The sequence below is a fragment of the Clostridium sp. CAG:43 genome, assembly GCF_000434655.1.
Classification (GTDB): Bacteria; Bacillota; Clostridia; order Lachnospirales; family Lachnospiraceae; genus Otoolea; species Otoolea fessa.
This window is the reverse complement of record NZ_FR895109.1, coordinates 3352-11788: the sequence shown is the minus strand read 5'-3', so window position 1 is coordinate 11788 and position 8437 is coordinate 3352. Positions and strand designations below refer to the sequence as shown.

At 51.1% G+C, this 8437-nt stretch carries 6 protein-coding genes (1 of these 6 cut by a window edge); all 6 read left to right on the top strand.

Features of this window, described 5'->3' with window-relative positions:
* Positions 1-1151, top strand: partial view of an efflux RND transporter periplasmic adaptor subunit gene (locus QVO97_RS10410; protein WP_369678415.1) — the 3' portion only. The gene continues 40 nt to the left of window position 1, outside the view; 1151 of the gene's 1191 nt are visible here — the last part of the coding sequence; its start codon lies off the left edge, out of view; its stop codon occupies positions 1149-1151.
* A 19-nt stretch (positions 1152-1170) separates the two neighbouring features.
* Complete coding sequence (locus tag QVO97_RS10405) at positions 1171-4179, top strand: efflux RND transporter permease subunit (RefSeq protein ID WP_022360258.1); 3009 nt, start codon at positions 1171-1173, stop codon at positions 4177-4179.
* A 224-nt stretch (positions 4180-4403) separates the two neighbouring features.
* Entirely contained in the window at positions 4404-5594 is a 1191-nt protein-coding gene (locus QVO97_RS10400) for a TolC family protein (protein ID WP_022360257.1), read from the top strand.
* A 140-nt stretch (positions 5595-5734) separates the two neighbouring features.
* A complete protein-coding gene (locus QVO97_RS10395; RefSeq protein ID WP_288189637.1) occupies positions 5735-6985 on the top strand; it encodes a TolC family protein in 1251 nt (416 codons plus the stop codon).
* A gap of 265 nt (positions 6986-7250) precedes the next feature.
* On the top strand, positions 7251-7532 hold the full coding sequence (locus tag QVO97_RS12805; RefSeq protein ID WP_022360255.1) for a nicotinate-nucleotide--dimethylbenzimidazole phosphoribosyltransferase: 282 nt from the start codon (positions 7251-7253) through the stop codon (positions 7530-7532).
* A complete protein-coding gene (locus tag QVO97_RS10390; protein ID WP_369678416.1) occupies positions 7532-8416 on the top strand; it encodes a nicotinate-nucleotide--dimethylbenzimidazole phosphoribosyltransferase in 885 nt (294 codons plus the stop codon). The genes QVO97_RS12805 and QVO97_RS10390 overlap by 1 nt, the downstream gene beginning before the upstream one ends.
* The last annotated feature ends 21 nt before the right edge of the window (positions 8417-8437 follow it).

Here is an 8437-nt window from a genome sequence, read left to right as displayed (position 1 = left end):
GCGGCGGTCCGGGCGGTATGCAGGACACGCAGATGGACAATGTGGCGACGGTTGCGGCTGAGAATCCAAAGAGCGGAACGATCGAGCGGACAACCAGCACATCCGGTACTGTCGAGGCATCGGACGTTGTCTATGTCTATGCGAAGGCATCCGGCGATGTGACGGGTGTCAACGTCAGCGTCGGTGATATGGTGACAGCGGGTCAGCTTCTCTGTACGATCAATACCGAACAGGTTGAGACGGCGAAAAATGCGATGGACTCCGCCTCTGTTAACCTGACCGAGGCACAGAGCAATTTAAGCCGTATGCAGCTTCTTTATCAGGGAGGAGATATTTCTGATCAGGAATGGGAGCAGTATCAGAACCAGGCGAAGACGGCACAGTTAAATTATGAATCGGCAAAATTAAACTACGATCGCCAGGTGGAATACAGTTCCGTGACCGCACCGATCTCCGGCAAGATTGAGACGATGGATATTGATGTATATGATCATGTCAACCAGCAGGCGCAGCTCTGCGTTATCTCCGGTGAGGGAGATAAAAGGGTATCGTTCTACGTATCCGAGCGTGTTATGAGCAACTTAAACCAGGGCGACGCGATGACGATTGTAAAAGATGGAGCGACTTATGATGGTGTGATTACCGATGTCAGCAGCATGGCGGACGAGAGCAACGGTCTGTTTAAGATAAAAGCAGAGCTGCCGGAGGCGAACAGCCTTTCAACGGGAAGTACTGTCAAGGTAACAGTAACTTCTGAGCGTGCAGAGAATGTCATGACCGTGCCGGTAGATGCGATCTATTATGATAACGGCGTTGGAAATGTCTATGTTTACCAGGACGGAACGGTACATAAAGTGGAAGTCGAAGTGGGGCTTTATAATACAGAGCTGGCGGAGATCAAGTCGGGGCTGACGGCAGATGATCTCGTCATCAGTACATGGAGTTCCCAGCTTTATGAGGGTTCAACCGTTAACTTAAAGGGTAAAGAAACAGACGCGGCAGCAGCGGATGAAGCTGGAAACCAGAAAGCCGATGCCCCGGCAGGCTCTGAAAATGGACAGAAAGCGGGCGCTCCGGCAGATGGCGGAAACGATCAGCCTTCGGGTGGTGCAGGTGCTCCGAAAGATAAAAAAAATGGACAGAAACAGTAGGACAGGAGGAATGTAAGACATGGGAGTAACGAAATATATCCTGAAACATCCGGTTACTACTGTCATGGCTCTGTTGTGTCTGGTTGTATTCGGCATTTCATCGGTCTTTTCGGCAAAGCTGGAGCAGATGCCGGATATGGAGACGCCGATGCTGATTATCATGGCAAATTATTCAGGCGCAGGACCGGAGGATATCAGCGAGCTGGTAACCGAACCGATCGAGGAGGCGATCGGCACGATGGAAGGCGTGGACACGATTTCCTCCACATCGAGCGATGGACGTTCGATGATCATGCTTCAGTACGATTACGGCACCGATATGGATGAGGCGTATGACAACTTAAAGCAGAAACTGGACAATATCCAGCGGGCGCTGCCGGATGATGTGGAACCGAGCGTTATGTCGATGAACTCCAATCAAGGAGACAGCATGATGCTTTCGATTGCACATAAGACGCAGACAAACCTCTATGATTATGTGGATCAGAAGATAGTACCTGAATTAGAGCGAATTTCTTCAATTGCAAACATTGAGACGCGAGGCGGTTCTTCTAAGTACGTCAGCATTGAATTACAGTCTGAAAAAATGGATCAGTACAATCTGACCATGCAGGATGTTGCGAGTGCGATCAGCGATGCGAACGTGGCATCCCCGTCGGGTGAGGCAGATGCCGGAAACCTGGAGCTTTCCGTTACTACCTCCTTAAAAACAGAACAGGTAAATGAGCTGCGGGATATTCCAATCAAGACGCCGGCAGGACAGATTATTTCTCTGTCGGATGTGGCAAATGTGTATGAGGCAACGAAAGACCGGGGCGGCATTTCCCGTTACAACGGTCAGGAGACGATCTCCATTTCGATTCAGAAACAGCAGGACAGCACAGATATGGAAGTGTCTTCGGCTGTAAAAGAAAAAGTTGAAGAATTGATGGCAGATGATTCGGATCTGACGATCACGGTTGCAAATGATACATCTGACACAATTCTTGATTCCTTAAAAGACGTAGCAGAGACAATGGTTCTGGCTGTTATCATCTCCATGTTCATCATTTTCCTGTTCTTTGGCGATTATAAGGCGTCCCTGATCGTCGGAAGTTCGATTCCGACTTCGATTTTGATGTCCTTGATTGCGATCACGATAGCAGGATTTTCGTTGAACGTTATCACGATGAGTGCGCTGGTACTCGGCGTCGGCATGATGGTCGATAACTCGATCGTTGTACTGGAGAGCTGTTTCCGTGCAACGGCGGAGCAGGAAGACAAGGGGGCGCTGGGCTATTTTTCAGCAGCGCTTCATGGAACCGGCATTGTCATCAACTCGATCATCGGTTCGACGATCACGACCTGTGTCGTATTCCTGCCGCTGGCATTCTTAAACGGTATGACCGGACAGATGTTCAAACCGCTGGGATTCACGATCGTGTTCTGTATGTCGGCGTCCCTGCTTTCTGCGATGACGGTGGTTCCGCTGTGCTATCTGTTCTACAAACCGAGCGAGGCGAAGCGCGCCCTGATGGGACGTCCGATTGAACGTTTACAGAAATGGTACCGCGGCATCATGGACCGTCTGTTAAACCACAAAGCGATGGTTATGGGATTTTCGGTTCTGGTACTTGTACTGACGGTAATTCTGGCGAGCGGAATGCAGACGGAGCTGATGACATCGGATGATACCGGTACGGTCAGTGTCAGCATTGAGACGCGTCCGGGTCTGAAACAGGAAAAGATCGAGGAGGCGCTGGCAGAAGCGGAGGCGATTGTTTCCGCGAGCGACCAGGTTGATTCGTACATGCTGCGTTACAACGGAGACAGCGGCGAGATCAGTGCCTATCTGAAAGATGACCGTACCATGAAAACAGACGATGTAGCCGATCAGTGGCAGAAAGAGATGGATAACATTGCAAACTGTACGATCGACGTATCGGCATCGACTTCCATGAGCTTCATGGGAAGACAGCGCGGCTATGAAGTGATTCTTCACGGCACGCAGTATGATGAATTAAAAGAAGTTAGTGATAAGATTGTCAAGGAAATGACAGCAAGAACGGATGTCATCAACATCCATTCCAGTATTGAGAATAATGCACCGATCATTACCCTGAAGATTGATCCGGTCATGGCAAAGGCGTATGGACTCACGGCTTCCAGTATCGGAACGACGATCAACCAGATGTTGAGCGGTATTGACGCGACGACACTTAAAATTGACGGCGAGGACATTACGGTAACGGTTGAGTATCCGGAGGGCGAGTACGAGACAGTTGATAACATAAAAGATATTATTTTGACGGCAACAAACGGACAGAAGGTGGCACTGACCGATGTGGCAAATGTCGTATTTGAGGACAGTCCGGCTTCGATTTCCAGAACCGACGGTGCATATGAGATCACAATCTCTGCCGATTACACCGGTGATAATGTACAGCAGCAAATCAACAGTGAGGTAATTACTCCGAACTTAAGCGGTACAATCAGCATTGGGCAGAACAGCCGTGACCGTATGATGAAGAGTGAGTTCAGCTCCCTGTACCGCGCGATTGCGATTGCAGTATTCCTGGTATTCGTTGTCATGGCGGCACAGTTTGAGTCTGTGAAGTTTTCCATCATGGTTATGACGACCATCCCGTTCAGTTTGGTTGGTTCCTTCGGATTACTGAAGCTGACCGGCGTCAGCATCAGTATGACGTCCCTGCTTGGCTTTCTGATTCTGGTCGGAACTGTTGTAAATAACGGTATTCTCTACGTGGATACGGTCAACCAGTATCGCTCCACGATGGATCTGCGGACAGCGCTCATCGAGGCAGGTGCGACCCGTATCCGGCCGATTCTGATGACAAGTATGACAACCATCCTCTCGATGATTCCGATGGCACTGGCAATCGGAAGCAGCGGTTCCACGACACAGGGTCTGGCGATCGTAGATATTGGCGGTCTGAGCGCAGGTGTGATTGTCGCGCTCTTCATGGTTCCAGTATATTACGCACTGCTGAGCCGGAAACCGAAGGAAGAGATACCGGATGTGGATTAGATATAAGTTATGCGAAGCCACGGCAAATTCCGTTACTGGGCACGATGCGTGAACAGTAACAATATCGTAACTGTGAGGAAAGAAACGGTTACGATATTTCACAAAATGACACGAAGATATGGTATGGTTAAAATAATGGAAAAACAACTGAAAACAAGTGAGATAAATGAAAGCAGAATAGGAATGGTTGTTAAAATCAGATAGATCGGAATGGAGTGACATACATGAATCAAAATAGAAGATTGTGCCTGACCCGCCGGATTGCCTCTGGCGTGGCAGCCTGCTCACTGGGAGTATTCCTGGCGGCAGGTGCGCCGGTCCAGGTATTGGCAGCCAGCCCGCAATTTGCATATTCCACAGAAAAATGGGCTTCGCTGCAGGATGATAAGCTCGAATTTGACGAGATTGCTGATCGGATCCATGAGTACAACAGCACAGTGGAGAAGAACCGGATCGAGTACAAGGATTATCAGGGCAAAGACAGCAATGAGATCGCGCAGGAATATTATGACGCGGCAGATGAGATCGAGAGCAGTATCGAGTACCCGGATTCAGATGATGCGAATTATGGTTCCGCACTGGCAGCAGCACAGAGAAGCGAGGATTCCGCGACCCAGATGCGCGAGCAGGGCGATAATAACGTCGATGATGCGAATGTTAAGGCGTGGGGGTATACGCAGACCGAGAAATCGTTGGTACAGCAGGCGCAGAACCTGATGATCCAGTACTGGAATGCCCAGGAAAACTTAAAGAGTGTGCAGAACCAGGTGTCCAAGGCAGAAAAAGACTATGAGACGGCAAACTTAAAGCTTTCATCCGGAAGCGCGACCCAGACGGATGTGATGGATGCCAAGGAGACTCTTTTAAAAGCGCAGGCGTCCATCACGACGGCGGAGAGCAATATTGCATCGACGAAGGAATCTCTGTGCCAGATGCTTGGATGGAAATATGGCGCATCAGTAGAAATCTGTGCATTACCGGACCCGCAGGAACAGATGAGTGCATCGGTCAACCTCGAAGAGGACATTGCGAAAGCACAGGAAAATAATTATCAGTTAAAGATTCTGGCACGTCAGGTCAACAACGCGATGACAAGCACCCTTAAAGAGCAGTACCAGACAACTCTGACCAGCGGGAAGGAGGCAGTCAAGTCGAATGTCCAGTCGGCTTATCAGAATCTGAAGCTGTCTGAGGCACAGTATGAACAGGCAAAACGCAGCCTTGAATTAGAAGAAAAGACGAAACAGACCAACGACCGCAAGCTGGCAGCCGGACTTATCAGCCAGAACGCATACCAGAGCGCAACCTATTCCTATGAATCGGCATCCGTGGCAAAAGAGACGGCAGCGATGTCGCTTCTCCAGGCGCAGCTCGCCTACCAGTGGGCGGTGGACGGCCTGGCGTCCACGCAGTAGAAAGGGGTGGGCGGATGATGCGAAATCTGAAAGGAAAATGGATGAACGCGGAAGCTGGGACAGAGCAAAAGATGCGCAAGGGGCAAGAAAGAGACCGAAGCGGTGCAAGTGCTTTGGAGGTGCACCTGGACGGTCATAATGTGAAACGAATCGGAAAAAGCAGATTGAGTCGTTCGATCGGAATTGCCCTGGCGGCTTGTATTCTTGTATCGAGCCCGGCGCAGGCGGCGAAAACGCCTTTGATTTCCGGCACAGAAAGTGATTCAGACAGCGAAGCAGATGGTCCGGCGCTGGAAGATGGCACCATAACCGAAAATAGCGCAGACAATACGATCGCCAGCCAGTCGGGCTCCTATACGGAGGAACAGCTAGCGGATTCTGTGATAGAGTACGGGGAACTGGAGGCGCTGGTGCGGCGCGGCAATGGAACGGCTGTCAGCGCCGATTACAGTTATCAGGACAGCCTTGCCGTCTACCAGGAAGCCTACGATGCGATGATTTCCGGTGCCCGGGATATGAACTATAAAGCAGATGAGCTCGAAGATGCGGGCGGAGATGAGGCACTGATCGGCACCTATGAGCGAAATGCACAAACGCTGTCGATGGCAGCGAAGCAGTATAAAAAGTCGCTCACTTCCTTAAATTCGGCGTCAAGCCGTGCGTCCAGAAACCGGACGGTCTGGCAGGTCGTAAAGACCGCACAGATCCAGTGGGGCACCTGCCGGCAGCTTCAGGACGAGGTGGAGGCGGCTGCCAAGACGGCAGAGAACTATCAGGCGCAGGTGGATCGCAAAGAGCGGGAACTGGCAGCGGGGCTTTGCACGGAGACGGATCTGCTGCAGGCTCAGAAAAACCTGCTAAGCGCCCAGACAGCATTACAATCCACGACCGATCAGGCAAATAAGGCGCTGCGCCAGCTTGCCATTTTACTTGGAAAGAGCGGAACTTCTATTACGCTGGGGGAAATTCCAGCCGTATCGGCAACGGAACTGGCTTCTATGAATCTGGATGCGGACCGCGCGGCAGCTGTCGTTGCAAGTTCCAGTGTCAAATCAGCCAGACGATCCTCCGCAACCGGAGATGCGGCGCGCAAGCTGCGCCATCAGCAGATCGAGGAAGCCGAGAGCGCCGCAAGCGCCTCAGCGGATGAGCAGTACGCTGAGATAGCGGCATTAAGCCTAGAACGCGACGCGGCGCAGGCAGCCTACCAGTCTGCCGAAAAAACATACGGCGCCACCCAGATTAAGTATCAGTCCGGTGCGATTAATAAAGCAACGTATTTACAGGGTGAGGCGTCTTATCTGCAGAAAAAAGCAGAACTAGAGACTGCCGAGATTTCCCTGCGGACGGCGTATGATGCGTATGAGTGGATGTTGAAAGGGGTTGCGTGAGGATTAAGTGATTGCGTTTCCTAAGACTGTATGTTTTGTATGGATATGTGAAATGGAATTTTATAAGATGGGTTTGAAAAAGAATGTGCCAAGGCACATTCTTTTTCATGCTTTCGGTGTGAGAACAAATTTGTATTTGCGTATTGTTCCGGTCAATGGTACAATCATAGGCGGAATTTTGAACCGGTAAACGATAGACTGAAAGGGTACGCCCGTTCACGGACCCATGGAAAAGGCCGGAAATGAAAACGGGAGGAACATATAGATGCAGCAGGAGAATATGAAGACATTGGAATCTCTGGAAGATTTTCGGCATTTTTCGGAAAAAGAGCTGGAAATACGGTTTGACCAGCTTAAGAAACAGATTGTACCAGCGGACAAGACAATCCGGGAGCAGGCAGAAAAGCATTGGGGGCATGTGGCAAAACCGCTTGGCAGTCTGGGAGTCCTGGAGGAAGATATTGTGCGGGCGGCGGCAGCGCAGGGGGAGGAAGTGCCAGACTTCTCCAAGCGTGCGCNNNAGACTTCTCCAAGCGTGCGCTTTTAATTTTTTGTGCAGATAATGGGGTAGTCGAAGAAGGAGTATCACAGACCGGGCAGGAGGTTACGGCGGCAGTTGTTTCGAATATGACACGCGGGAGGAGCTGTTCCTGCCTGATGGCTGTAAAGGCAGAGACAGATGTGTTTCCGATCGATATGGGAATTGCCTGTGAGGTAGAACATCGGGGAGAACTTCATCCCCTAACGGAACGGAAAATCCGCCGTGGAACTTCCAATTTTACAAAAGCAGCAGCGATGACGCGCCAGGAGGTGTTGACAGCCATTTTGACGGGAATCGATGCGGTGCGTGTGCTGAAGGAGCAGGGGTACCGCTTGTCTGCAGTGGGTGAAATGGGGATCGGCAATACGACGACCAGCAGTGCGGTCGCATCGGTTCTGCTGCAAAAGGATCCAGAACTTGTCACTGGAGCTGGGGCGGGTTTAGATTCGGCTGGATTGAAACGGAAAACGGAGGCAATCCGGCGTGGAATCGGACTGCATCACCCGGATCCCATGGATGGCATGGAGGTATTGCAAAAGGTAGGCGGATTCGATCTGGCGGCGATGGCAGGTGCTTTTTTGGGCGGTGCCATCTATCATGTTCCGGTTGTGATTGACGGGGTTATCGCGGCAGCTGCGGCGGCAGCTGCTGGAAGAATTGCACCGGCAGCGACGGACTATATGCTGGCAGCCCATGTATCGGCGGAACCGGCGTCTATCTGGCTGCTTGATTTGATAGGAGTAACTCCGGCTATCCAGGCTGGACTTCGACTCGGAGAAGGTACAGGGGCGCTGGCGCTGTTTCCACTGCTGGATATGGCGCTGTCCATTTACCGGGATATGGATACGTTTGCGGAGATGGAAATAGAGGAATATAAGCCGCTGGTGTAAGGAGATATACGGATTCAAACA

Coding starts and splice junctions, on each gene's coding strand:
- QVO97_RS10405 (WP_022360258.1), top strand. CDS start 1,171: ATGGGAGTAACGAAATATATCCTGAAACATCCGGTTACTACTGTCATG.
- QVO97_RS10400 (WP_022360257.1), top strand. CDS start 4,404: ATGAATCAAAATAGAAGATTGTGCCTGACCCGCCGGATTGCCTCTGGC.